Raw genomic sequence first — 22,998 nt, 5'->3', positions numbered from 1 at the left:
TGGTTTTTTTTGATGAACATCTTAGTGTAAGGCGTTAAATTGCTAAAATTATGTTAGTATTGTAATGAAGTTCGCTGTAAGTTGCCAAACCGAAAAAAATTTACATAGATTGAGTAGAAAACACTTTCATACATTTGATGCGCTAAGATTTTTCGCTTTTCTATTGGTCTTTCTCTTACATTTACCAAAAACCGGGAATCTCTACATTGATTTTTTTCTTAAAAGTGGCGGAATTGGTGTAACCTTCTTTTTTGTTTTAAGTGGTTTTCTAATTACTTATATTTTACTTTATGAAAAAGAACAAAAAAAGAAAATATCTTTAAAGAAGTTTTTTGCTAGACGAGTGCTAAGAATTTGGCCCTTATTTTATCTGATGATAGCCTTTGCATATGTATCTCCATATATTTTAAACGCTTTAAATTTACCTTTTACTAATACAGGCTATAAACCTGATTTATTGACATCGATATTTTTTGGCGAGAATTATAAAATGATGATGACAAATACATTTCCTGATGGAGCACCTTTAAGGGTAATGTGGTCTCTTTGTATAGAAGAGCATTTTTATATTTTTTGGGCAGTAATCCTGCGTTTTCTTTCTTCAAAAAAAATCCCTCACCTTATTTTTGCAAGTATTATAATTGCTCATATTTCTCGGTTAATTTACACCCATTTTGGTATAGCGCATATAGATTTATTTTCGCATCTTGATTATTTTGCGTTTGGAGCAATACCTGCATATATTTTGATGCACAAAAAAAGTGCTTTACATTATTTAGAAATAATTCCAAAATATTTAAAATATATCTTTTTAATTGTAACCATAGCAATCGTTTTTATCATACCAAATAGTAACGTACTATTTTTTGACTATTTTTCTCCTTTTATCTTAAGCCTTTTATTTTCAATTACAATACTATTTACATTAGGAAAGAATGCTTTATATATAAGTGACAGTTTATGGTTTAGCAAATTGGGTAAGTATACTTATGGCTTATACTTATACCATACTATAATTATATTAGCACTTGTTTATGTTTTTAAATATCTTTCTTTTTCTAATTGGTATGTATTAGCAATAGTTTCTTTACTCATAACAATAGGTATTAGTATACTATCTTATCATGTATTTGAAAAACAATTTTTAAAATTAAAAAGATATTTTTACTAAATTAGAAAATCAAATATTACGGTTTATACCTTATATTTTTATTAGCTTGTTAGAGAGTATTCTTTCTAAATTTTAATTAGGTAAATATTTAGTAACTTTACACAACATCAGTGCAACTAACCTTTAATAAATACGTTATATTTTATGTATTAAATACAAAATCATGAAAAAAATATTTCTCTTCTGTTTTTTATTGGCATTTAGTTGTACTAAAAAAGATGTTTTTGAACCGGAAATTTTTGAACCGGAAATTATATCTGAAGAATTACCTCCAGAAGAAGAAATAACGCCCACAGTTTTACATGCTTGTGAAAACGGTTTTGCTGGAGATTATCCTTGTAAAGATTACGATTTATTAGCACACATTACTTTAGAAGAAATGGCTGGTGCAAATACAGAAGGTAATGATTCTTGGGGCTGGGTAGACCCAATAACGCAAAAAGAATACGCACTAATGTGCACAAACAAAGGGGTTTCCTTTATAGATATTACCAATCCTTTAGAGGCAACAATTATTGGTTTTTTACCTACAAGAACCGTAAATAGTCCTTGGAGAGACGTTAAAGTATATAATAACACGGCTTATATTGTAAGTGAAGCTGCCAATCATGGCATGCAAATTTTCGATTTAAATAGACTTAGGGCTGTTACAAATACGCCAGAACAATTTACAGAAGATGCTGTATTTACAGGTTTTGGTAATGCCCATAATATAGTAATTAATGAAAAACAAGGCTATGCATATCCTGTAGGTACAAGTAGGCAAGCTACTTTTAGAGGTGGTCCTTTGTTTATAAATATTCAAAATGTTTTTGAGCCAAAGGCAGAAGGTGGTTTTTTAGATTATTCTCATGATGCCCAAGTTGTAACTTATAATGGCCCAGATACAGATTATGTGGGCAAAGAAATTTTAATAAGTAGTAATGAGACAGAAGTTATTCTTGTAGATGTTACAGATAAGGCAAATCCTGTACAAATCTCTACAATTACCTATCCAAATATTGGTTATACGCACCAAGGTTGGTTTACAGAAGATTTTAATTATTTTTTACTAGGAGATGAATTAGATGAACGCAATTTTGGTGGCAATACAAGAACTATTATTTTCGATTTTAAAGATTTAGATAACCCTAAGTTTCATTTCGATTATTTAGGGCCAACAGTGGCAATAGATCATAATGGTTATGTAAAAGAAAACCTTTTTTATCAGGCCAGTTATACAGCTGGCGTGCGTGTTATAGATATTACCAATATCGAAAACAAAGAAATTACAGAAGTTGGTTTTTTTGATACGCATCCAGAAAATAATAGCACTTTATTTAATGGTGCTTGGAATGTATATCCTTTTTTACCAAGTGGTAATATAATTGTAAGCGATATAGATCGTGGTTTATTTGTAATTAGAAAAAGTAAATCTTAAGGTAATTTTGAGAAATTTCTGCTATATATTATGCTTCCTTTTTTTATTCAGCTGCGCTAAAGACACTGAAGTATTTATTGATGAAAATCCAGTTGAAAACGAGGAAAAAATTTCAATCACCACTTTTGGTGGTAGTAAAAACGATGTTTTAAACACAGTTTACGCTACTAAAGATGGTGGCTATATTACAGCAGGTTATACACAGAGTAATAATGCAGATATTACCAATAAAGCAGATGAATCTTTTAATTTTTTAGTCTTAAAATTTTCTTCGGAAAATAATTTAGAATGGCAACAGAATTATGGAGGATCTAAAGATGATAGTGCTGCAAGTATTATACAAACCAAAGATGGCAATTATGTTGTTTTAGGGTCTACAAGCAGTTCAGATTTAGACGTAACTATAAATAATGGTGCCAACGATTTTTGGTTGATAAAAATTGATGCGCTTGGCAATTTATTATGGCAAAAGTCTTACGGCTTTTTAGGAGCAGATACAGGTACAAAAGTAATAGAAACAAATAGTGGAGGTTTATTAATAACTGGCGTTTTAGATGTATCTGCATCTAATGGACAAGGCAATGCAAAAACCAATGCAACCAAACATGCTGGTGGAGATTATTGGGCTATAAAAACAGATGCTTTTGGTAATGTAGAATGGAGTCGATTTTTTGGAGGCTCTTTTACAGATACACCATTAGGAATTGTAGAAACACCAGAAAATCAATATATAATTGCAGGCTCTTCAGATAGTAAAGATTTTAATATAAAAAATAACAAAGGCGCTTACGATTTTTGGATTATTAAAATATCGAATACAGGAGCATTAATTTGGGAAAAAAATTTTGGAGGTTCAGAAATAGATGAGGCCAGAGCAATTACAACAACTAATGATGGCAATTTTATAGTAGTTGGCGATACTAGAAGTACAGATAAAGACGTGCAAAATAATAATGGTGCTGCAGATATTTGGGTTGTAAAGTTTGCTACAAATGGCACAATAATTTGGCAAAAAACATTAGGAGGTACTAATTTTGATGTGGCAAGAGCCATTTTTAAAACCCAAGATAATGGCTTTTTAATAGCTGGTAGTTCTAGAAGTTTAGACAATAATTTTACAAATAATGGTCAAAATGATGCCCTACTTTTAAAAATAAATAATTCTGGAGAATTATTGTGGCAAAAAACAGTTGGCGGTTCTCAAATAGATTTTTTATACGGAATTACAGAATTAAATAACAACACAATTATTGCTGTTGGAGAGAGTAGTAGTTCAGATTTTGAAATACAAGAAAACAAAGGTTTTGCAGACGCATTACTAATAAAATTTAAAGAATAATAATGAAAAAAATAGTTTCACTTTTTTTAATAGTAATTCTCTTTTCGTCTTGCAAAGATGATGTAGAATGTTGCGTGAATCCAGGAGGTAGTGTAACGTTAAAATTCACTCATAATTGGAATGGTACACCAATTACAGAGGCAGATTTTAACCAATTAAAGTTTACAAACGCAAATGGAGATCAATTAAGTATAGAGAAGTTACGTTATGTAATTACGAACATAAATTTATTGGATACAAAAAATAGAAACTTAGTAGATCTTGGCCAAAACACAGGTTTATCGTTAACCATACCAAATCAAAAAGCCGATTTAATAAATCTAAAATTTAGATTTGGTTTTAAAGATGAAGACAATACAGATGGTATTTATCAAGATTTAAATACGGTAAATTTTAATGTACCTAATATGTTAGGTGGCGGTTACCATTATATGCAATTTGATGGTAAATTTGTAGCTGCAAATAACCAAGAAGCTGGTTTTAATTACCATGCAATTAGAGCTGTAAACAGAACAGACCCAAATAATTTAGTGTTTAAAGACACTTCTTTTGAAGTGGATTTAGGAGAAATTGAAATTATAAATGATACAACCATAGAAATTAAAATGAATGTTGCAGAGTGGTTTAAAAATCCAAATACTTGGAATTTAAACGAACTGAATACTGTTTTAATGCCAAATTTTGACGCACAAATTTTAATGAATGAAAATGGGCAATCTGTTTTTTCTTTAGGAGAAATTACACAATAACTATCAATTTGTCATTCCTGCGAAAGCAGAAATTTATAATGTATTCTATAAATTCAGAAAAATTTAAAAAGAAAAATATTTATAAAAAACATTGTTTATTATGCCATTAGATGGTAAAAAAATAAGAAACTACATATTTCTATTTATGTTTTTTCTTTTTCTGATGAATTGCGCATCAAAAGAAGAAGAAATATACACACCTATTGCCTATAATCTAAAAGTACCAGCATTATTTTCAGAAAAACTTATAGGGCCTTTAATTCCTGTAAATAACCCCTTAACAGAAGAAGGTGTTACTTTAGGTAAAAAGCTGTTTTTCGAAAAATTATTATCTAGAGATAATACACAATCTTGTGCAACTTGCCATAGTCCCAAAAAAGCATTTACAGATCAATTACAGTTTAGTTTGGGTATAAATAATAATTTAGGCACTAGAAATGCAATGCCATTATTTAATTTAGCATGGAATTTTAGTGAGCGTTTTTCTTGGGATGGTCAAGATTTTAGTTTAGAAAATCAGGCGTTTACACCAATTACCAATCCTATAGAAATGGATGCTAATTGGCAAGAAGTTACTGCAAAACTACAAAACCATCCAACCTATCCAGATTTGTTTTTACGTGCTTTTGGTACTGCAAAAATAGATTCCACTTTAGTGGTAAAAGCCATTGCACAATTTGAGAGAACCTTAATTTCTGCTAATTCTAAATTTGATAAATATTTGCGCGACGAAGCAACCTTAACATCCGCAGAAAAAAACGGTTTTACAATTTTTATGGAAGAAGAAAAAGGCGATTGTTTTCATTGTCATGGAAGCGAAAACAATCCACTTTGGACAGATAACGAGTTTCATAATAATGGTTTAGATCGTAATTTTACAGATTTAGGTTTGGGTGCTATTACAGGAGATCCTAGAGATAATGGTAAATTTAAAACACCATCTATTAGAAACTTAGCTTTTACAGCACCTTATATGCATGATGGTAGATTTGCTACTTTAGAAGAGGTTATCGAATTTTATTCAACAGGTTTGCAGCCCTCTTCAACCATAGACCCTTTAATGAAGCAAATAAACAGAGGAGGTGTAAATTTATCTACACAAGAAAAAGCGGACTTAAAAGCGTTTTTGCTAACCCTTTCTGATTTCGACTTTGTTAATAGTCCTGCTTTTCAAGAATAATCAATAAAACTAATAGTTGAATTGCAGTTGTTAATGAAAGTTTAACAGTTTTGTTTAACATATGTTATATCTTTGCATACAATTTAGATTCAATCTACCTAAAAAATTATGATAAAAGTTTCAGACACAGCTAAAAAGAAAGTCATTGAGTTAATGACAGACGATGGCTTTGACGCCACAACAGACTATGTAAGAGTTGGCGTAAAAAGTGGAGGGTGTTCAGGTTTATCTTACGATTTAACTTTTGATAATAAGAAATCTGAAGACGATAAAATATTTGAAGAAAATAATGTTAGGCTTATTGTAGATAAAAAGAGTTTTTTATACTTAGTAGGCACAACACTAGAATATTCTGGTGGTTTAAACGGTAAAGGTTTTGTATTTAATAACCCAAATGCAAATAGAACTTGTGGTTGTGGGGAGTCTTTTTCTTTGTAATGTTTGTAAAGTTTATAAAGTTATAAAGTAGAAGGTTAAAAAGTAAAAACGTTTATGGCAAAGTTTAATTCTTTTGAAGAAATTATTTCTTGGCAAAAGGCAAGAGAATTAAATGTTGAAATTTACAAAGTAACCAATTCAAATGATTTATTTGCTAAAGATTTTGGATTAAGAGATCAAATAAGAAGAGCGTCTGTATCAATTTCTTCTAATATAGCAGAAGGTTTTGAAAGGCAGACAACAAAAGAGTTTATAAGGTTTTTATACATTGCTAAAGCATCTGCAGGAGAAGTACGTTCTCAGTTATATTTAGCTTTTGATATAAATTATATAAGTGAAAATGAGTTTAATAATTTAAGGTTAAAAATAAACGAAGTTTCTAAGTTAATAAGTGGTTTGTTAAAACATCTCCACTCAACTTTATAAACTTTATAACTTTTTAACATTATAAACTAGTTTTATGAGTAAATATACAGAAGAACAGTTAGAAGAAGAATTAAAAACGCAAGAATATAAATACGGTTTTTATACAGATATAGAAAGTGATACGTTTCCTGTTGGTTTAAACGAAGACGTTGTTCGTGCAATTTCTAAAAAGAAAAACGAGCCAGAATGGATGACTGAATGGCGTTTAGAAGCTTTTAGAGTTTGGGAACAAATGGAAGAACCAGAATGGGCAAATGTGCATTATGAGAAACCAAAGTTTCAAGATATTGCATACTATTCTGCACCAAAGCAAAAGCCGAAATTAAATTCTTTAGATGAGGTAGATCCAGATTTATTAGAAACTTTTAAAAAGTTAGGAATTTCTATAGACGAGCAAAAGAAATTGGCAAACGTTGCTGTAGATATTGTAATGGATTCAGTTTCTGTAGCTACAACTTTTAAGAAAACGTTAGGAGAAAAAGGGATAATTTTTATGCCAATTTCAGAAGCAATTCAAGAACATCCAGAATTGGTAAAAAAATATTTAGGAACTGTTGTACCTACAAAAGACAACTTCTATGCAGCATTAAATTCGGCTGTTTTTTCTGATGGATCTTTCTGTTACATTCCAAAAGGCGTTAAATGTCCTATGGAATTATCTACCTACTTTAGAATTAACGAAGGAGGAACAGGTCAATTTGAAAGAACTTTAGTAGTTGCAGACAAAGGTAGTTATGTTTCTTATTTAGAAGGTTGTACAGCGCCAATGCGTGATGAGAATCAATTACACGCAGCAGTTGTAGAATTAATTGCTTTAGATGATGCAGAAATTAAATATTCTACTGTACAAAACTGGTATCCTGGTAATAAAGAAGGTAAAGGTGGAGTTTACAATTTTGTAACCAAAAGAGGTTTGTGTGAAAACAATGCTAAAATTTCTTGGACACAAGTAGAAACAGGTTCTGCAGTAACTTGGAAATATCCTTCTTGTATCTTAAAAGGAAACAATTCTGTTGGTGAGTTTTACTCAATTGCAGTAACCAACAATTTTCAGCAAGCAGATACAGGTACAAAAATGATTCACTTGGGTAAAAACACTAAGTCTACCATTATATCTAAAGGTATTTCTGCAGGAAAATCTCAAAATTCTTATAGAGGGTTGGTGCAGATAAATTCTAGAGCAGAAAATGCACGTAATTTCTCTCAATGTGATTCTTTATTAATGGGGAATGAATGTGGTGCACACACCTTTCCTTATATAGAAACCAAAAATAAATCGGCACAAATAGAACACGAAGCAACAACCAGTAAAATTGGTGAAGACCAATTGTTTTACTGTAATCAGCGTGGTATAGATACCGAAAAAGCAATTGCTTTAATTGTTAACGGTTTTAGTAAAGAAGTACTAAATAAGTTACCAATGGAATTTGCTGTAGAAGCACAAAAATTATTAGAAATTAGTTTAGAAGGTTCTGTAGGTTAGCAAGTTTTAAAAGTAAAAAAGTAGAAAGTTTTTAAAGTTTCTCTTTCTCCTTTTTAAATGCTGTAAGAATAAAAAAAAACAAATCAAATAATAATTTAGAAATATCAGAGTTGAACTTTTTAACTTTAAAAACTTTCAACTTTATAACTAACAGATCATGTTAAAAATAGAGAATTTAGAAGCAGAAATTGACGGAAAAGCAATTTTAAAAGGATTAAATATTGAAGTAAACGCTGGTGAAGTACACGCAATTATGGGGCCAAATGGTGCTGGTAAAAGTACGTTAGCCAATGTAATTGCTGGTAAAGAAGAGTATGAAGTTACTGGTGGTAATATAGAGTTAAATGGTGAAGATTTAAATGAATTGGCACCAGAAGAAAGAGCACATAATGGTGTTTTCTTATCGTTTCAATATCCTGTAGAAATTCCAGGAGTTTCTGTAACCAACTTTATAAAAACAGCTATTAACGAAACAAGAAAAGCAAAAGGTTTAGAAGACATGCCTGCAAAAGACATGTTAAAAATGATTCGTGAGAAATCTGAATTATTAGAAATCGATAGAAAATTTTTAGGACGTTCTTTAAATGAAGGTTTTTCTGGTGGAGAGAAAAAACGTAACGAAATTTTTCAAATGGCAATGTTAGAACCAAAATTAGCCATCTTAGATGAAACTGATTCTGGTTTAGATATAGATGCTTTGCGTATTGTTGCAAACGGTGTTAACAAATTAAAATCTAAAGACAATGCAGTAATTGTAATTACACACTACCAACGTTTGTTAGATTATATCGTTCCAGATTTTGTACACGTTTTACACGATGGTAAAATTGTAAAAACTGGCGATGCTTCTTTAGCTTTAGAACTAGAAGCAAAAGGATACGACTGGATTAAGCAAGAACTTGTTTAGTTAGAAAGTTTAAAAGTAAAAAAGTTTAAAAGTTGGATAAGTACTAAAGATTTTTGAGAAAAGAACTTTAGAAACTTTAAAAGCTTTGAACTTTAAAACTAAAGAAAAATGGAATTACAAGACAAATTATTATCATCATATATTGCATTTGAAGACAACGTAGATACAGATTCTAGTGTGCACGAAGTTAGATCCCAGGCTTTGCAAAATTTTGAGAAAGTAGGCTTCCCTACTAAAAAATTAGAAGCTTGGAAATACACCTCGTTAAACTCGGTTTTAAAGCAAGATTACAGTTTATTTCCTGCGAAGGTAGAAGCTATAGAGTTAGCAGATGTTAAGCAGTATTTTATTCATGAAATAGATTCTTATAAAGTAGTTTTTATTAATGGAAAATACAGTTCTTTCTTATCGCAAACCACACACGAGCATTATGACGTATGTTTAATGTCATCTGCATTAAGTAGTCCAAAGTATAAAGAGACTATAGATAAGTATTTTAATAAAGTGGCAAAGCAAGACAACTTAACGTCTTTAAACACGGCTTTTGCTACAGAAGGCGCTTATATTCATATACCTAAGAACACAGTAGTTAAAAAACCAATACAAATCATTAATTTTATTACAGGTGCAGAGGCTGCAACAATGGTGCAACCTAGAAACTTAATAATTGTTGGCGAAAATGCTCAAGTACAAATTATAGAGCGTCATCAAAGTTTAACTTCTAACGCGGTTTTATCTAACGTAGTTACAGAAGTTTTTGCAGACAAAGCGGCAAATGTAGACTATTATAAAATTCAGGATGATGAAATTTCTGCTTCTTTGGTAGACAATTCTTACATAGAACAAAAATCGAATTCTGTGGTTTCTGTGCATACCTTTTCTTTTGGAGGTAATATTACTAGAAACAATTTAAATTTTTATCAGAAAGGAGAACATATAGATTCTATTTTAAAAGGAATTACTATTACAGAAGGTAAACAGCATGTAGATCATCATACTTTAGTGCATCACATAGAACCAAATTGTGAGTCGCACCAAGATTATAAAGGTATTTATGATGAACGTTCTACAGCAGTTTTTAACGGAAAAGTAATTGTAGAAAAAGAAGCACAAAAAACAAATGCTTATCAGCAAAACAATAACGTTTTATTAAGTGATAAAGCAACAATTAACGCAAAACCACAACTAGAAATTTTTGCAGATGATGTAAAATGTTCTCATGGTTGTACTATTGGTCAGTTAGATGATGATGCATTATTTTACATGCAACAACGTGGTATACCAGAAAAGCAAGGTAAAGGTTTACTAATGTTTGCTTTTGCAAATACGGTTTTAGAAAGCGTAAAAATACCAGAAGTAAAACAACGTATTACCAAATTAATCGCTAATAAATTAGGTGTTAATATTGGGTTTGATTTATAGACATCTAAGATGTTTTTAGTATTTAAAAACCACGCTTTTTAGCGTGGTTTTTTGTTCTAATTAATGTGATTTATTGTATATTTAGTCTTGCAAGGTTTTTAATTTTGAATTATCAAATAACCATTAAAAATGAAACCAAACAAATAAAACAGTGTTACTAATTGCTTACGATATTTATACTATGTTAAAGCCAGAAACACAGGTTTCTATTGGTAACTTAGATTTTTTAGAACCTAAAATAAGACAGGCTACTAAATCACAATTGCAATTGGCGTAATTGCCTTAGCATTAGGTTTAATTAAAGGTAAAAAGTTAAGTTATATAATTAATTTATGGGTAAACCACTCAATTTAGACTGGTCTTTTCTTATATAGTTTCTTTATCAGTATTAAAAATGTAAAAGAGAATTTTGTTGTTTTTCCTTTGCAACAATTTAATAACAATATAGCTTTAAAAACTTTTAGTTATTTTTGTGCAAAATCAAAACTTTTCCATTAGATAGTTCTATTATGAAACAGCTAATTATTTTATTATTATTAATTATTGCTTTTATCATTGGTTTTTCCAAATACAACCAGTACAAAAGATATAATGCACCAAAAGTAAATTATAAAACGGATAAGAAATTAGATCTAGAATACCATAATCAAGAATTAGTTCTTAATTATAATAAGGCTGTAGAGGATCTTAATAGTTTTGTAATTATGCAATATACTGCTAATAGTATAGACGTTAGAACTCCAAAAAATGATGATGAGCAAACAAAATTAGCGATTGCTAAATATTCTGACAAATTAGCTACTATTAGGTATTATGAAAGTAAATTAGAAAAATCTGCTTTTTTAAAAAAGAATGGTTTGTCTAACCAAGAAATTAAATTTTTAGAAGAACAAGGTTTAGAATTAAAACACTACAAGAAAAACCAAGAAGTAAATAAAATTAAACAGATGTTTAATGCAGATAGAAAAATAGTTTATGGAGATAAAAGCCCACTAATTTATGAAGTACAAAAGAAATTAGTAGCTAATGGAATAGATGTTACAGTAGACGGTCTTTATAAAATACAAACTTTAAAAGGTATACAACTGTTTGAAAAGAACAATAACCTTTATCCTGATGGTTTTTTAGATATTTTAACTTTAGACGCTTTATTTAAATAAAATATTTTTACAAGTAATTTATTTTTAACTTTTCACTGCGTCTAAGATTCCCAATAAAAACACATTTTCATCAAACCAAGAAAGCCCAAAGCGCACAATTACCAACTCTTGTTCTGGTAAAATATACACGCGTTGCCCTTGGTAACCGTCTGCAAAGTACATGCTTTTAGGTACATCTTTAAATTGTTTTTCAGCATTCAACCAAAATTGTGCACCATAAGTTCCGTTAGAAGTTGGTGTTGGTTTGGTTACGTAATTTACCCAATTTTCGTTAAAAATTTGTTCGCCATTCCAATTGCCTTTATTCAAATAGAGCAAACCAAACTTTGCCCAATCTCTTGCAGTTGCCCAAGCATAAGAAGAGGCCACATAATTCCCGGCTAAATCTGCTTCAACAACCATAGAATTCATACCAATTTTATCGATAAAATTGGTGTACCAAAAATCTAAATAGGTTTGATGTGTAGTAAACTGCTTTCTTAAAATACCAGATAATAAATTACTTGTTCCTGAGGAATAGTTCCAACTTTTATTTGGTTTACCAACTAAAGGTTTGTTTTCTTGTATTTTAGTCATGTCTTTTTCTAAAAAAAGCATTTTTGTAGCATCAGAAATTTCGTTGTAATTTTCATCCCACTCTAAACCAGAGTTCATTTGTAGTAAATTGTGAATGGTAATTTCTTTTCTTTCATCATTTTGCCATGAAGCAATAGGTGCTTTATCAAAAACATTTAATTTGTTTTGATGTTGTAAAATCCCAAAAACAGTACTTGTAATACTTTTAGTCATAGACCAACCTAAAATTTTTGAATCTTTATCAAAACCATCTGCATATTTTTCGGCTATAATTTGGTCTTTATGCAAAACCAAAACAGCTCTTGTTTGTCGTTTTCCGAAAATAGAAGCTACCGTTTTATTTAATTTTTTATAATCTATGTTTTTTAAGATACTATCTTTTTGTGGTGCATTACCATAAGGAAATGGAGTTGTATTGTCTGGTTTTAGTCTTTTTGGTGAGAGATACTGAGCAGTTTCATCATTTTTATCTAGTATTAGCACAGTGCCCAATCCTTTTCTATATATTGCTTTTCGGGTTAATAAATTAAAAGCCGAAGAAATTGCTATTTTTTTTTCTTTATCTATTTGGTCTGAAGCTAAATTTACAGGCGAAAAATTATTATCTGTACTATCTGTAAAAGCGAGTGTTCTTCCTGCTAAAAAAACAGAAGAGGCCGTATTTTTTGCAGAGTAACCCGCCAAAATATTTAATTTTGGGTAATTGTAAACAATGGCAATAATAATTGTGGCTAAAAGTAAGAGTAGAATTCGTTTAAAGATTTTCATTACTTAGTGAGGTTTATAAGGTAAAAATAAGAAAATCATACTGAGTTTTAGTATCAGTTTAAGAAATCAACCTTTATCTTTGTTATCTAAATTGATTTTGTATGATTAATGTTGATAAAATTAGAGCCGATTTTCCAATCTTAAAAAGAGAAGTTCATGGTAAACCTTTGGTTTATTTTGATAATGCAGCTACTTCACAAACACCACAAGTAGTTATAGATGCTATAGTAGATTATTATAGCAATTATAACTCTAACATTCATAGAGGTGTGCATACTTTAAGTCAAGAAGCAACAGATAAATATGAGGAAGCGCGTTTAAAGGTTCAAAAACATTTTAATGCCAAAGAGGCTTATGAAATTATTTTAACCTCTGGTACAACTCATAGTATAAATATGGTTGCATCTGGTTTTGCATCTCTTTTACAAAAAGACGATGAAATAATTGTTTCTGCTTTAGAACATCATTCTAATATTGTGCCTTGGCAAATGCTTTGCGAGAAAACTGGTGCCATTTTAAAGGTAATACCAATGTTAGAAAATGGTTCTTTAGATATGAATGTTTATCACGATTTGGTAAACGAGAAGACAAAATTAGTTTTTTGTAATCATGTTTCTAATGCTTTGGGTACTGTAAATCCTATTGAAGAAATTATAGAAAAAGCGCACCAATTTAATGCGGCTGTTTTAATTGATGGGGCACAAGCAACACCACATATTAAACCAGATGTACAAGCATTAAATGTTGATTTTTATGTGGCATCTGCTCACAAATTATGTGGTCCAACAGGAGTTGGGTTATTATATGGCAAGCAAGAATGGTTAGAGAAATTGCCACCTTACCAAGGTGGAGGAGAAATGATTGCCACCGTTTCTTTTGAAAAAACAACCTATGCAGGTTTGCCTCATAAGTTTGAAGCAGGAACACCAAATATTTGTGGTGGTATTGCTTTTGGTGCTGCCTTAGATTATATGAATGCTGTAGGTTTTAATGAAATAGCTGCTTATGAAGCAGAGTTATTAGCCTACGGAACACAAGAACTATTAAAAATAGAAGGTTTAAAAATCTTTGGGAATACAGCTGAAAAAACTGCGGTAATTTCTTTTAATGTAGGTGATATTCACCCTTATGATATTGGTGCAATTTTAGATAAATTGGGTATTGCAGTTAGAACAGGTCATCATTGTGCACAGCCTATTATGGATTTTTACCAAATCCCTGGTACTGTAAGAGCATCTTTCTCATTTTACAACACCAAAGAAGAAATTGATGTATTAGTGGCAGGAGTTAAAAGAGCAGTTATGATGCTGTCTTAATATACAAATACGATTAAAATAAAAAGATTGCGCAAATGCGCAACCTTTTTATTTATAAAAAACTCTTTAAACTTTATCTTAAAGTAGGCGAGTAATTTGTTGGATAGTCATCCGCTTTAGCTAAACCATCTGTTGCTTGTCCAAAATTAGATCCATAAGTTGCATCTATAGCTTCTAAAAAGGCATTGGCCATTTTAGCATAACCTCTACTTGTTAAGTGTACACCATCTAAACTAATTAAACCACCAGTAACCAAGTCTGTGGTTAAAAAAGACTCATCAAAAGTTACACCACCTTGTGACGCTTCTACTAATATAGCATTTAAATCTACTAAGGCAATTCCTTTAGATGCTGCAATATTGGCAATAGAGGCATTGTAAGCATCTGTTGCTGTAGCAATTTCTTGTTGCTCTTGTGGTGTTAATACAAAAGTATCGCTTAAAGGAGTTGCAGTACCACCTCCATTTGGTAATAAGGAGGAAGCTGTGAGCAAAATTAAATCTTCTGCAGTTGCTTGTCTAAATTGGGGTATAGCTGCAAAAGCAGGATTTAAGGCTGCTAAATCTGTTAAATTTTCATCTACAATAACTACAGCATTTTGTCCAGCTGTAAAATTTATAGTACGCCTATTTACTTCTTCCTCTGTAAAAAGACCAGGTGCAAGTTGACTTAAAGCAGCAAAGGCTTGTTGCAAACCACCATTATATGCAGCATAGCCTGCATTTAATTGCGCAGCAGTTGCTTCATCTAAAGGCACTGCATTGTGCGCAACTGTTGTAAAGAAAGATAAGCTTGTAATGTTTGGTAAATTACCTATAGCACCTTTTGCACCATTTGCTGTTAAGCCATTTACAAGCATTGTTAGTGCAAAATCAAAAGTTGCTGTTGGCGTTATTGGGTTAGAACCATCTCCACCAGAAGTGGCAAATCCTAATATATCATTACCACCAACCTCAGATAATGTGAAAAAAGTTGGGTTTTGTTCTACTGCTAATTCTAACATAGATTTGTTAGGTGATGTTCCTGTTAAACGAATAGCATAAGGGTTTGCTGCCGCAGGAAAATTAGCCAAACTTCCATAACCTGGTGCAATCATATGAAAACTTTTTGCACCTGGTACTCCTAAGTTATTAAACGGTCCTGTTGGGTTGTTTAAAACAATATCTGTACTTACAGTTACCCCACCAATTACACTTTCTAAAGGTACTGGTCCAGATCCACCAAACACAAATCTAGGCTCTAATATTCTGTTTCCTCCTACTGCTAAACCACCAAAATTATCATTCATTAAAGGTTGGTTAAACGTAGTATTAAACTTTGTAGCTAATATATTGGGAAAAGAGTTTTCTTGACCAGCAATAAATAAGCCATTATCTGTAAAACCTGCTGTAAAAGAGGCTCCTACAGATACAAACCTAGAGAAATCTATCCCATTAGTATTTAAGGCTACAAATGGTGCTTCTGCCTCCGCTGGTAATGGATCAAAATCCGTGTTTTCACAAGATATTGAGCCCATAGCTAAGAGAAACAATGCTATATATTTATAATTTTTCATAAAGTGTTATATTTTTAATTGTTAATTGTCCAAGAAATGTAGTATTGAGAACCTATTGCACCAACACCAGGAGCACTTAAATACTCTTGACCTGTTAAATTTGCTCCACCAATTTTAAAGATCGATTTTAAAGAAGGTACTGCATAATTAATTTGTGCATCTAATACCACTCTTTCTCCAATCATAGCATCTACAAATGTAGATTCCCATAAAAATTCTGTTTGATATCTTGCGTTTACATTAAAGCCAAAGTTTTTAAATAAATCTGGCTTCCCAAATTGTAATTTTACTTTGTGTTCTGGAGTATTAAAACCTGCTTCAAAACTTGGGTCTGATGCTTGATCAAATTCAAATTTAGCATAAGTATAATTAAAACCTAAGTTAAAACCTTTTAAAATTTTTGTATTTACGCCAATTGTTGCTCCATAAGAATTAATGTTTGCATCTGTATTTGTATATACTTGTGTAACTTTAAAAGCATTATCTGTACCACGTGTTAACACATTTCTGTTGGCAATAAAATCTTCATATTGATTATAATAAGCACTTAAGTCTATAGTAACTTTAGATTCTCCTAAATTTACCAAACCTCTATAACCTGCTTCAAAAGCGGTAACTTTTTCTGGTTGTACTAAATCTACTTCTGCTGCAACTGTACCACCACTTTCTATGGTGAAAGAGTTTTCGTAAGCATCTCTAATAAGTAAAGATTGTGTATTACCACTAGCATCTAAATACTCTATTCTATTGTCTAAGTTATCTGGTGCAGAACCAACTAATATTGCATTACCTACATCTAAACCTATGTATTGGTCTTGTGTAGTTGGGTTTCTAAAACCTGTTTGAAAAGAAGCTCTAAAATTTTGATTTTTATTTTCTCCTGCTGCATAAGCTAAAGATACTCTTGGAGAAAAATTACCATCAAAATTTTGTGCTTTATCATAACGTAAAGAAGCTGTAACTTTTAAACGATCTTCTTCTAAAAAGCTTTTTTGTGCTTGTGTGTAAACACCATATTCATCATAATCTATTGGTCCATCTGCATCTGTAAATATACTACCAAAAGAATTTAAAGAGTACCTTCTGTAAGAACCACCAACTTGAATTTCTGCAAACTCAATTTGATCTTTAAAATTATAATTAGCATCAGAATGATATAACTTCGTTTCATCTCTAAATAATGCTCCTGTTAATAAATCAGGATCTGAAATTACTTTATTTAATGCGTTTTCAAATGCTGGAGTGCCAGGAATTAATCTGTTTCTATCTGCAAAAGCTCTTGCAGAAGCATGGCTAGAAGCATCTACACCAGGAACAGCGCCTAAATATGCAGCAGCATATTCTCCAAACCAATTTTGGTCTGAGCTCCACGCTCTATTTACGTTTAAGGCTGCAAAAAGCGTATTGAAAGAGTCACCTGCATTTTCGCTAGTTACATAACCTCTTACAAAAAAGTTATTTCCTTTAACTTCTAATTTATGCTGTTGTAAGAAAAAATTTTGAATGCTATATTTTTGACCACCTAAATACTGTGTTGTTCCAGTACCCAGCTTAGAATTCCAAATTATTTCTAAACGATCATCTCCAAAAGGTCTATAATTTAATGACCCTCCAAATTTCACACTTTCTACATCGTAGTCCATTAAATCTCTTTCTTCATAACCTGTTCTACTAACTCTACCAATAGCACCACCTAAATCTACAGCAGCAACATCCCCGTAAATGTTTACTCCATTAAAATTGTTATCTGTATTTCTATCTCCGGGTGCTAAGACAGCTCCTCTTAAACCTACAGTTGTATTTCTATAATCTGTAGCAAACCAATCTGTACCATTTAACACAGATAAAGTTGCTTTTGCCGCAAATTTATCTGAGAAAGCATAAGCCATTCTAATATTAAAATCTGTAAATTCATTGTTTCCACCTGCGTTTTGGCTAGTAACTCCTCCTTTTAAACCAACGCTAATTCCTTGGTCATCAAAAGGGCTTTTACTAGTCATAAACATAATACCATTAAATGCGTTTGCACCATATAAAGCAGATGCTGCACCAGGTAATAATTCAACTGTGTTTACATCTAATTCAGACATTCCCAATAAATTACCAATAGCAAAATTTAATGCTGGTGATGAATTGTCCATACCATCTACCAATTGCATAAAACGGGTATTGGCAAATGTTGCAAAACCTCTTGTATTTACAGACTTAAAAGTTAAACTGTTGGTGTTTACATCAACCCCTTTTAGGTTTTCTAAACCATCGTAAAAAGAAGGTGCAGAGGTGTTTTTAATTGCTCTAGCATCTAACCTCTCAATAGTTACCGGAGATTCCATAATACGTTCTGGCGTTCTAGATGCCGAAAGTACAATTTCATCTAAAGAAGTTTCGTTTTCCGTTAGTTTTACTGTGATTTTTTGTTTTTCTTTAGTAATCTGTACTTTTTCCATTTTATACCCTAAAACAGAGATTTCTAAGGTAAAAGGTGGCTTTTCACCTGTTTCTAATACAAAATTTCCATTAAAATCTGTAGTAGTTCCTACAGCTTTGTTTTCAATTTTAATATTGGCCCCAGGTAAAGTTTCTCCTGTTTTAACATCTGTAACTATACCTGTTACAGTGGTTTGTGCAACCATTGCAACGCTATTTAAAGCTATAAATGCGATTAATAAAATCTTTTTTATCATAATTTGAATTAATTTGTTAACTACATGCAAAGTACAATTTTTTTTGAATAATTTATAAATAGATGCTTTATTTTATGACTTTATCAAAAAAACAACCTAAAACTTGTATTTAGGCAATAGTAATTACTTTTGTTTTCATTCAAAAAAAAGCATTACTTATTGTACCTTTGTATAATAAAATTTCTTTTTTGAAAACATTCAATTCCATTGCAGATTTTTATGCTAAAGACCAAACTTTTGTTACTATTGGTACTTTTGATGGTGTGCATTTTGGACATCAAAAAATACTAGAGAAATTAGTTTTAGAGTCTAAAAAGGCAGATAAAAAATCGGTTTTACTTACCTTTTTTCCTCATCCTAGAATGGTATTACAAAAAGATGTTAAAATAGAGCTGATTAACACCATAAAAGAGCGTGAAAATTTATTGGAAAAAACAGGTTTAGATTATTTAATTATACACCCTTTTAGTGAAGAGTTTTCTAGAACAACTGCTTTAGAATTTGTGAGAGATACTTTAGTAAATAAATTAAACATCTCTAAACTAATTATTGGTTACGACCATCATTTTGGTAAAAACAGAGAAGGAAATATAGAACAGTTAACAGAATATAGCCATTTATATGATTTTACTGTAGAAGAAATTCATGCACAAGATATAGATGATGTTTCTGTAAGCTCTACAAAAATTAGGCGCGCATTGCACAGTGGCAATTTAAAGACTGCAAACAACTATTTAGGCTATTCTTTTACATTAAATGGCGTTGTTGTAAATGGTAAGAAATTAGGTGGCAAGATTGGTTTTCCTACAGCAAATATAAATGTGGAAGAAAGCTATAAACTAATACCAAAAACAGGGGTTTATGTTGTAAAATCTAGTATTAAAAATAAGACTATTTTTGGCATGATGAATATTGGTAGCAGACCAACCGTAAACGGAAATCATCAAACCATAGAAGTACATTTTTTTGATTTTAATGATGATTTATATGGCGAAAATTTAACCATACAGTTACTATATTTTTTGCGAGATGAGCATAAATACGATTCTGTAGATGATTTAATTGCGCAATTAAAAAAAGATGAAAAAACTGCCCGAGATTTTCTGCAAAATGAGGTTCCTTAAGTAATTACCGGTTTTTTATAAGCTACTTTTATCAACTTTAAAAATAAAACTTTGGTAAAACTGGCATATTCTTAAAGTTTTTAAACTTAAAAAATTAGATAAAATTCAAATTAGAAAACTTTTTGTTTAATATGGCTTTGTTATCTACTGCCAACCATTTGTCTAAAATAGTAGCATAAATTTCTCTAAAGTCTATTTCGTGTTTTAAATTACCATTTTTATCTAAATTACTTAAATCGGGTAATTTATTATAAAAACCTTGTTGTTTTAAATTTTGCCCCATTATAAACACGTTATTGGCTGTACCATGGTCTGTACCTCTAGAGTCGTTTTGTTTTACACGTCTGCCAAATTCTGAAAACGTAAGCACAAGTACATCTTTAAAAGTATTATTTTTTTGTAAATCATTTATAAAAACGGCCATACTTTCAGCATATGTTTTTAATAATCTGGTTTGTGTGTTTTGCTGATTTGCATGGGTATCAAAACCGGTTAAGCCCGCATAGAAGACTTGTGTTTCTAAACCGGAATTAATAAACTGAGAAATGGTTTTTAGTTGTTTACCAAAACTGTTTTTCGGGTAATTGTTAGCCGTTGTTTTTACCTTAGTTTTTTCAAAAATATATTTTGCAGAAGATTTTGCATCAATCATAGTATTGTACAAATACCCTAAATTATGCTCGTTTAAATGTGCATCTTTATTTGCAGTAATTACGTTTTTATAAAAAGGCTCTCGTAAAGAATTGTGCAAACTTTTAGCATCTGTTACAGCCAAACCATTTTTGGTTTTTCCTTTTAGCATTAAAGACAAAGCTTCATCTACCTCTATTGCTTTTGTTGGGTTTGCTTTGGTATAATCTAAATAACGACCTACCCAACCATTTTGTAAATATTGGTTGCTATCGCTTGCTGTTTGCCAAATATCTGTAGACCTAAAATGAGATAAGTTAGGGTTAGGATAACCAACATTATTAATTATATTTAAAAAACCATTGTCATATAAATTTTGCAAGGGTTGTAAACTTTTGTGTAAGCCAATATTGTCTGTAAGTTGTATGAGTTCGTTTTTTTGTAACGCAATATTTTGGCGTTTTTGGTAATAGATATCATTTCTAAAAGGCACAATAGTATTTAAACCATCATTACCACCTTTTAATTGAATAATTACTACTTTTTTATAACTACTGATTTCCTTAGGAATTTGCTCAAAAGTTTTTAAAAATTGTGGTACAAAAAACATACCCGATGCAAAAGTTGTCTGCTTTAAAAAATCTCTACGTTTCATATATTTTTTTGATTTAACAGAGTTGAAATTCAGGTAAAGACAGCAACTGAATGCAAAAATCTTTTTTTGGAATATGTAAATTTTCTTCTAATAATTCTGATGTTCCTTTATTTATGTTTGAACCTAAAACACTATAAATTAATGTTTTATTGTTTGTGCTTTTGAAGTTTTCTTCAAATGTTAACCAATCAGTTTGTGTTTTAATAAAGGTTTTTCTTTTTAATTTCTTATCTTTTTTAGGAAGCGTACTTTCTTCATCTCCTAAATCTGTATATGTAATTTCTGCATTATTTAATAAGATAGATGGCAAGCGCAAACGTTTTACTAAGGTGTTGCTATCAATCCAGCTTCTGCCAGTTTTAAAACCAGCAACATTGGGTGGTTTTAATAAAGTTTGCCCTAATAAACGTTGTACCAATAAAATTTGTTTAGGTTGTTCAAATTCAAAAGGCACAATTTTATGTATGCTTGCTAAAAAGTCTATGGGCGCTTTTATTTTTGAACCTATATTTTCTTCATTATAAAACCAATCTGATAACAAAACAAAACGCATTAAGTTTTCTATATTATAATCTTTATAAAAAACGTTGGCCATGGCTGTTATGTGTGCTTTATTACTTACTTCATTTACAAAATAATGGTATATTTTTTCTGAAATAAAAAGTGCGCATTGCTTTTGCTGTGTAATGATGTCTATTATATCATCTCCATTAAAATTACCGGTTTTACCAAAAAAGGTTTTATCATTAGTATCGTGTTGGTTTTCTCTAAGGATAAATTTTCCTCTAAAATTGTGATTATAACCTGTAAAAGCTCTAGCAGATTCTTTTATATCGGTTTCAGAATAATTGTTTTCACCTAAAGTAAACAACTCCATTAATTCTCTTGCAAAATTTTCATTCGGGCTTTTTTTCTTGTTCTGTTTGTTGTTTAAATAACCCAACATAGCAGCATCTTTAGAAACTTGTTTTGTAAAACTTACAAAGTTTCCAAAGGCATTTTTACGTAGTAAATTGTTATAGTTTTGTGTAAAAAGCACATTGTTTCTGCTATCGCAAACAAAATGATTTGCCCAAAAAAGCGTCATTTTTTCTCTAAAAACATCTGTAGGATTTAGAATTCTTTTTACCCAAGCTACAGAATATTCATTTACTTTTCTTCTGCTTTTCTTTCTAATTTCCTGTCTTTTTTCCTTGTTTTTTAAATCGCCAGGTTTTAATTCTTTTAAAAAAGATAAATCTACTTTAAGAAGTTTAGGTTGTTTTACATCAGCAAAAATTGAAGCCACAACTTCTTGCTTGCTTTTTGCAGCAAGCTGATTTAGTTGGTCTGGTAAAATACCAAAGCCAATTCTATTATATAAATGTTGTACGTGTGCTGATTTCATATTTTTTAGACTAAAACAAATGCGTTTGGTTTAATTTGTACTAAGAAACTTGTTAAAAACGTCATAAAAGGTAAGCATTTTTTTGTAATTGAAATGAAAACAGTCTTTTTTTTGTAAATTGACTCAATTAATTTAAAGTAAAAGACTTATGCCAAATTACACACTAAATGTAAACGGACAACAACGCCAAGTAACTGTAGATGAAGATACGCCTTTGTTATGGGTTTTAAGAGATGAGTTAGATTTAGTGGGTACAAAATTTGGTTGTGGTATTGCACAATGTGGTGCTTGCACTGTGCATATAGATGGTGTTGCAATGAGAAGTTGCCAAATGCAAGTTTCTATTTTAGATGGTACAAAAATTACAACAATAGAAGGTTTGTCTACAGATGGTAAACATCCTGTACAAGAAGCTTGGGAAACAATAGATGTACCACAATGTGGCTACTGCCAAGCAGGACAAATAATGACAGCTTCCGCTTTTTTAGCGGAAAATAAAAACCCTACTGAAGAAGAAATTAGAAATGCCATGCATGGTAATATTTGCAGATGCGCCGCTTACAATAGAATAGAAAAAGCAGTAAAATTAGCCTCTAAAAACTTATAAT

At 30.9% G+C, this 22,998-nt stretch carries 19 protein-coding genes; 14 read left to right on the top strand and 5 right to left on the bottom strand.

Annotation, left to right across the window (positions count from 1 at the left end):
- Window positions 1-109: 109 nt before the first annotated feature.
- The 11 genes from Q0684_RS07815 to Q0684_RS07765 all read left to right on the top strand — a co-directional run bounded on the left by Q0684_RS07815 (window position 110) and on the right by Q0684_RS07765 (window position 11,695).
- Entirely contained in the window at window positions 110-1,171 is a 1,062-nt protein-coding gene (locus Q0684_RS07815; protein WP_299014783.1) for an acyltransferase, read from the top strand.
- Between the two features lie 163 nt (window positions 1,172-1,334).
- Complete coding sequence (locus Q0684_RS07810; protein ID WP_299014780.1) at window positions 1,335-2,591, top strand: choice-of-anchor B family protein; 1,257 nt, start codon at window positions 1,335-1,337, stop codon at window positions 2,589-2,591.
- Between the two features lie 7 nt (window positions 2,592-2,598).
- Window positions 2,599-3,930, top strand: coding sequence for a hypothetical protein (locus Q0684_RS07805; RefSeq protein ID WP_366140197.1), 1,332 nt, complete (start codon window positions 2,599-2,601; stop codon window positions 3,928-3,930).
- Between the two features lie 2 nt (window positions 3,931-3,932).
- Window positions 3,933-4,679, top strand: a complete 747-nt coding sequence (locus tag Q0684_RS07800) for an MbnP family protein (protein ID WP_299014777.1) — start codon at window positions 3,933-3,935, stop codon at window positions 4,677-4,679.
- 163 nt (window positions 4,680-4,842) lie between these two features.
- Window positions 4,843-5,859 (top strand): cytochrome c peroxidase, encoded by a 1,017-nt coding sequence (locus Q0684_RS07795; protein WP_299014774.1) that lies wholly within the window; start codon window positions 4,843-4,845, stop codon window positions 5,857-5,859.
- 108 nt (window positions 5,860-5,967) lie between these two features.
- Entirely contained in the window at window positions 5,968-6,297 is a 330-nt protein-coding gene (locus Q0684_RS07790) for an iron-sulfur cluster assembly accessory protein (RefSeq protein WP_298762556.1), read from the top strand.
- 54 nt (window positions 6,298-6,351) lie between these two features.
- Window positions 6,352-6,723 (top strand): four helix bundle protein, encoded by a 372-nt coding sequence (locus Q0684_RS07785; RefSeq protein ID WP_299014771.1) that lies wholly within the window; start codon window positions 6,352-6,354, stop codon window positions 6,721-6,723.
- 34 nt (window positions 6,724-6,757) lie between these two features.
- On the top strand, window positions 6,758-8,206 hold the full coding sequence (gene sufB / locus Q0684_RS07780) for a Fe-S cluster assembly protein SufB (RefSeq protein ID WP_299014768.1): 1,449 nt from the start codon (window positions 6,758-6,760) through the stop codon (window positions 8,204-8,206).
- A gap of 157 nt (window positions 8,207-8,363) precedes the next feature.
- Complete coding sequence (gene sufC / locus Q0684_RS07775; RefSeq protein ID WP_299014765.1) at window positions 8,364-9,113, top strand: Fe-S cluster assembly ATPase SufC; 750 nt, start codon at window positions 8,364-8,366, stop codon at window positions 9,111-9,113.
- A 108-nt stretch (window positions 9,114-9,221) separates the two neighbouring features.
- Complete coding sequence (gene sufD, locus Q0684_RS07770; protein WP_299014762.1) at window positions 9,222-10,535, top strand: Fe-S cluster assembly protein SufD; 1,314 nt, start codon at window positions 9,222-9,224, stop codon at window positions 10,533-10,535.
- Between the two features lie 509 nt (window positions 10,536-11,044).
- On the top strand, window positions 11,045-11,695 hold the full coding sequence (locus tag Q0684_RS07765) for a peptidoglycan-binding domain-containing protein (RefSeq protein ID WP_299014759.1): 651 nt from the start codon (window positions 11,045-11,047) through the stop codon (window positions 11,693-11,695).
- A gap of 24 nt (window positions 11,696-11,719) precedes the next feature.
- On the opposite strand, the gene Q0684_RS07760 is transcribed toward Q0684_RS07765, so the two are convergent.
- On the bottom strand, window positions 11,720-13,039 hold the full coding sequence (locus tag Q0684_RS07760) for a serine hydrolase (protein ID WP_299014758.1): 1,320 nt from the start codon (window positions 13,037-13,039) through the stop codon (window positions 11,720-11,722).
- Between the two features lie 101 nt (window positions 13,040-13,140).
- Between Q0684_RS07760 and Q0684_RS07755 the strand changes: the two genes are divergently transcribed.
- Complete coding sequence (locus Q0684_RS07755; RefSeq protein ID WP_299014756.1) at window positions 13,141-14,355, top strand: cysteine desulfurase; 1,215 nt, start codon at window positions 13,141-13,143, stop codon at window positions 14,353-14,355.
- A 73-nt stretch (window positions 14,356-14,428) separates the two neighbouring features.
- Here the strand turns inward: Q0684_RS07755 and Q0684_RS07750 are convergent, their stop codons facing one another.
- Window positions 14,429-15,910: a G-D-S-L family lipolytic protein gene (locus Q0684_RS07750; protein WP_299014753.1), complete on the bottom strand. Its 1,482-nt coding sequence runs from the start codon at window positions 15,908-15,910 to the stop codon at window positions 14,429-14,431.
- Between the two features lie 14 nt (window positions 15,911-15,924).
- On the bottom strand, window positions 15,925-18,594 hold the full coding sequence (locus Q0684_RS07745) for a TonB-dependent receptor (protein ID WP_299014751.1): 2,670 nt from the start codon (window positions 18,592-18,594) through the stop codon (window positions 15,925-15,927).
- A 188-nt stretch (window positions 18,595-18,782) separates the two neighbouring features.
- On the opposite strand from Q0684_RS07745, the gene Q0684_RS07740 reads away from it, so the two are divergent.
- On the top strand, window positions 18,783-19,718 hold the full coding sequence (locus Q0684_RS07740; protein WP_299014748.1) for a bifunctional riboflavin kinase/FAD synthetase: 936 nt from the start codon (window positions 18,783-18,785) through the stop codon (window positions 19,716-19,718).
- 94 nt (window positions 19,719-19,812) lie between these two features.
- Here the strand turns inward: Q0684_RS07740 and Q0684_RS07735 are convergent, their stop codons facing one another.
- Complete coding sequence (locus tag Q0684_RS07735; protein ID WP_299014745.1) at window positions 19,813-21,003, bottom strand: DUF1501 domain-containing protein; 1,191 nt, start codon at window positions 21,001-21,003, stop codon at window positions 19,813-19,815.
- 13 nt (window positions 21,004-21,016) lie between these two features.
- Window positions 21,017-22,390, bottom strand: a complete 1,374-nt coding sequence (locus Q0684_RS07730) for a DUF1800 domain-containing protein (RefSeq protein ID WP_299014742.1) — start codon at window positions 22,388-22,390, stop codon at window positions 21,017-21,019.
- Between the two features lie 148 nt (window positions 22,391-22,538).
- Between Q0684_RS07730 and Q0684_RS07725 the strand changes: the two genes are divergently transcribed.
- On the top strand, window positions 22,539-22,997 hold the full coding sequence (locus Q0684_RS07725; protein ID WP_299014739.1) for a (2Fe-2S)-binding protein: 459 nt from the start codon (window positions 22,539-22,541) through the stop codon (window positions 22,995-22,997).
- Window position 22,998: the final 1 nt, after the last annotated feature.

Origin of the sequence: uncultured Polaribacter sp., from assembly GCF_947503875.1 — a bacterium.
Classification (GTDB): domain Bacteria; phylum Bacteroidota; class Bacteroidia; order Flavobacteriales; family Flavobacteriaceae; genus Polaribacter.
Note: the sequence above shows the minus strand (reverse complement) of the source record. Positions and strands in the feature narration are given on the sequence as shown.

Bases quoted from the DNA above. Each gene is read 5' to 3' on its own strand.
- Q0684_RS07810 (WP_299014780.1), top strand. From the start codon at position 1,335: ATGAAAAAAATATTTCTCTTCTGTTTTTTATTGGCATTTAGTTGTACT.
- Q0684_RS07800 (WP_299014777.1), top strand. From the start codon at position 3,933: ATGAAAAAAATAGTTTCACTTTTTTTAATAGTAATTCTCTTTTCGTCT.
- Q0684_RS07795 (WP_299014774.1), top strand. From the start codon at position 4,843: ATGAATTGCGCATCAAAAGAAGAAGAAATATACACACCTATTGCCTAT.
- Q0684_RS07790 (WP_298762556.1), top strand. From the start codon at position 5,968: ATGATAAAAGTTTCAGACACAGCTAAAAAGAAAGTCATTGAGTTAATG.
- Q0684_RS07785 (WP_299014771.1), top strand. From the start codon at position 6,352: ATGGCAAAGTTTAATTCTTTTGAAGAAATTATTTCTTGGCAAAAGGCA.
- sufB (WP_299014768.1), top strand. From the start codon at position 6,758: ATGAGTAAATATACAGAAGAACAGTTAGAAGAAGAATTAAAAACGCAA.
- sufC (WP_299014765.1), top strand. From the start codon at position 8,364: ATGTTAAAAATAGAGAATTTAGAAGCAGAAATTGACGGAAAAGCAATT.
- sufD (WP_299014762.1), top strand. From the start codon at position 9,222: ATGGAATTACAAGACAAATTATTATCATCATATATTGCATTTGAAGAC.
- Q0684_RS07765 (WP_299014759.1), top strand. From the start codon at position 11,045: ATGAAACAGCTAATTATTTTATTATTATTAATTATTGCTTTTATCATT.
- Q0684_RS07760 (WP_299014758.1), bottom strand. From the start codon at position 13,039: ATGAAAATCTTTAAACGAATTCTACTCTTACTTTTAGCCACAATTATT.
- Q0684_RS07755 (WP_299014756.1), top strand. From the start codon at position 13,141: ATGATTAATGTTGATAAAATTAGAGCCGATTTTCCAATCTTAAAAAGA.
- Q0684_RS07750 (WP_299014753.1), bottom strand. From the start codon at position 15,910: ATGAAAAATTATAAATATATAGCATTGTTTCTCTTAGCTATGGGCTCA.
- Q0684_RS07745 (WP_299014751.1), bottom strand. From the start codon at position 18,594: ATGATAAAAAAGATTTTATTAATCGCATTTATAGCTTTAAATAGCGTT.
- Q0684_RS07735 (WP_299014745.1), bottom strand. From the start codon at position 21,003: ATGAAACGTAGAGATTTTTTAAAGCAGACAACTTTTGCATCGGGTATG.
- Q0684_RS07730 (WP_299014742.1), bottom strand. From the start codon at position 22,390: ATGAAATCAGCACACGTACAACATTTATATAATAGAATTGGCTTTGGT.
- Q0684_RS07725 (WP_299014739.1), top strand. From the start codon at position 22,539: ATGCCAAATTACACACTAAATGTAAACGGACAACAACGCCAAGTAACT.